The following is a 3,013-nucleotide window of genomic DNA, read 5'->3' on the forward strand; positions in this document are numbered from 1 at the left end:
AAACATACCGATGCCATCCTACGCGTTGATGCCAATGCCGCCTGGACGGTTACCGAAGCCCTGGAGAAATTACCCGCGCTCAAAGACCTGGGCGTTGAGTTAGTAGAACAACCACTGGCTAAAGACGATTGGGAAGGCATGAAACGGTTATACAGCGAATCTCCACTGCCATTAATAGCCGACGAAAGCTGTGTACTGGAAACCGACGTACAAAAATGCAATGGTCATTTTCATGGTATTAATATTAAACTCACCAAGTGCAGCGGTATAACGCCAGCCCGCCGGATGATAACCCAGGCCCGCGAACTGGGCCTGAAAGTAATGGTGGGCAGCATGAATGAAAGTACCGTAGGCTCAGCGGCTATTGCTCATTTAACGCCCCTGCTGGATTATGTGGATATGGATGGCCCCTTGTTACTGGCCGATGATATCGCTACCGGGTTACAATTTGATAATGGTAAGGTAACGGTTAGTGAGACCCCGGGGTTGGGGATAACAGTAACCGATCCTTCCACTTTTCAGTAAATTCCTGCACAGTTATCGGTCAAAACAGAACGCTTATATAAAAAAAGCGCACGCCTGTTAAATTCAGCCGTCAGGTTGAATAAAATTGCTATTTTTCCGAAGGAAGCACAAAAGGAATTATAATGAGGCTATACATAAAATCGTCACTAATCGCAGGTATTATCTTTTTCGCTACTATTGGCTGTAAGTCGGATAGTAATTCAAATGCCTTTCCTGTAAAAGCTGCTATAACCGGGACAGTTCAACCCAGTACCTTTTTTAACAGTGTTGAGCAGGCTTCGTTCAAATACACGCAAAACACTTTATTTAAAACCGGAAAAGTATCGGCGCCTCATCTCAATCTCACGGCAGACTCAACAATCTATTACGGGGGAAAAAAGTACCTGACCAGGTTAAAATATTACGATGTTCAAAAGAAGATCTTTGGGTTTGGCTCACTGGCTACCAGTAATACTACAGTGCTGTTATTCACTAAAGATAACCAGTTTCATACCCTGGAAGTAAAAGGAGTAGGGGCTTATGAATTTATTGGCGTTAAAGACGATAAATATTATTTTCGGCTTACCCGGCAGGATGCTGCCACCTGTTTTTCTTTAAGTTTAAATCAACCCGAAGTTCGTATCACAGAATATACAGTAGAATCTGAATAATTATCCCTTGTTCAATATGATAAAGAATAAATACCTGCCCCTGGTGCTCTTACTATGTCTGATTGCTAATTTGGGCTTTAGTCAGAACTGTTTTGAAGAAGGAATGAAACAATTTGATGCGGATAATTTTAGCAACTCAATTGAATGGTTTACCAAGGCAATTCTTAATAAACAGAAAATAGCCAGATCATTAATGATGCGGGGAGCAGCAAAGATTTATCTGGTTAAATTACAAGATGCTGTAACCGACCTGGAATCGTCGAAAAAGCTTGATCCAACTAATTCCAGGTTATATTATTATTATGCCAAGTATTATTATTTAAGCGATAGTTTAGATCTAGCAATAGCAAATTATTCCAAATGCATAGCCATTGATCCGCGGGCTGCTGACGCTTATATGGAACGGGCAGATGCCAGGGGCTTTAAACATGACCTTCAGGGGGCTTTAATCGATGCCAATAAAGGCATATCAATCGATTCGACCAAAGCATATTATTATACAGACAGAGGCTGTATCAGGACAGAATTAAAACAGTATGAGGAGGCTTTTAAAGACTTTAATAAATCTTTGAAGATCAAACCCAATCAAAGAGCATATGCCAATAGAGGAGTGGCCTGGTCGTTGACAGATCAACATCAAAAAGCAATTGAAGATTTTACAAGATCACTTGAGTTTGACCCTAATGCAGGGGAGCTCTATTATTACAGGGGTAAATCTTATAAAGCTTTGGGGAAAAAGGAAGAAGCCTACGCTGATTTGAAAAAGAGCAGCGAATTAGGGTTTACCCAGTCAGATGCTGAATTAAAAGCATTGGACTATACCCGGAACTATTATGAAGAAGCAAACAAAGAATATGATCTGGCCAATTATAGTAAATCAGTTGAATTGTTTACCCAGGCAATTCTTAATGACCAGGAAATAGCCAAATCATTAATGATGAGAGGCGCAGCCAAATTGTATCTGTATCAATTTGAGGATGCCGGAACCGATCTGGAATCGTCAAAACAGATCGACTCAACTGATCCCCAATTATATTTTTATTTTGGTAAGTATTATCGGGTAACCAGCCAAAATGATCTGGCTATTTCAAGTTATTCCAGAGTTATTGCATCAACCCCGCGGGACGCTGTCTCCTATAGCGAACGGGGCATGGCAAAAGAAGCAAAAAATGACCTTGAAGGAGCTATATCCGATCTTAATATATCTATATCAATTGATTCAACCAATGAGTTATGTTATACAGAAAGAGGCCAGGTGAGGATATTACAAAAACAGTATGAGAATGCAATTAAAGACCTGAATACATCTATAAAAATTAAACCCACGCTGAAAGCCTACGCCAAAAGAGGATGGGCCTGGTCGTTAATGAATCAACATCAGAAAGCGATTGAAGATTATACAAAATCACTTACCATCAATCCCGATGATGTAGAGGTCCACTATTACAGGGCCATTTCCTATAAAGCTTTGGAAAAAAAGACAGAAGCCTGCGCCGATCTGAAAAAGAGCAGCGAATTGGGGTATACCCAGGCAGATGCAGTGTTAAAAGAATTGAAATGTGATCAATGAGCATAACAATGGTAATTCACTAACATAAATAAACACGCCCTGCGCAAAAACAGGGCGTGTTGCCAGGAAGCATATTTGCATGTGGGTCTGTACTTCACACAGAAACTTATTACAGCTATGCTTCCCTGTGCGTGCCGACTTATTGTTTATTCCTAATAACAATAACTATTTAGCGCTGTTTTCACAGCATATATTTTTGAAATAAGTAATAACTAGTCAGAAGCTTTACCGAAAACACTGGTTGGGAGAGTGGCTATAGGTATATCAC

Annotated in this window: 3 protein-coding genes; all 3 read left to right on the plus strand. The window is 40.4% G+C overall.

What is annotated here, in order from left to right; all coding sequences use genetic code 11:
- Positions 1-525: mandelate racemase/muconate lactonizing enzyme family protein (locus ACJ751_RS09160; RefSeq protein ID WP_407745184.1), on the plus strand; the 525-nt coding region annotated here is incomplete at its 5' end.
- A 122-nt stretch (positions 526-647) separates the two neighbouring features.
- A complete protein-coding gene (locus ACJ751_RS09165) occupies positions 648-1,175 on the plus strand; it encodes a hypothetical protein (RefSeq protein ID WP_407745185.1) in 528 nt (175 codons plus the stop codon).
- Positions 1,176-1,191: 16 nt separating this feature from the next.
- Positions 1,192-2,745 carry a tetratricopeptide repeat protein gene (locus ACJ751_RS09170; protein WP_407745186.1) on the plus strand — a complete coding sequence of 518 codons (1,554 nt, stop codon included), beginning with the start codon at positions 1,192-1,194 and terminating at the stop codon, positions 2,743-2,745.
- Positions 2,746-3,013 lie beyond the last annotated feature (268 nt).

Source organism: Niastella sp., assembly GCF_045805085.1.
Taxonomy (GTDB): domain Bacteria; phylum Bacteroidota; class Bacteroidia; order Chitinophagales; family Chitinophagaceae; genus Niastella.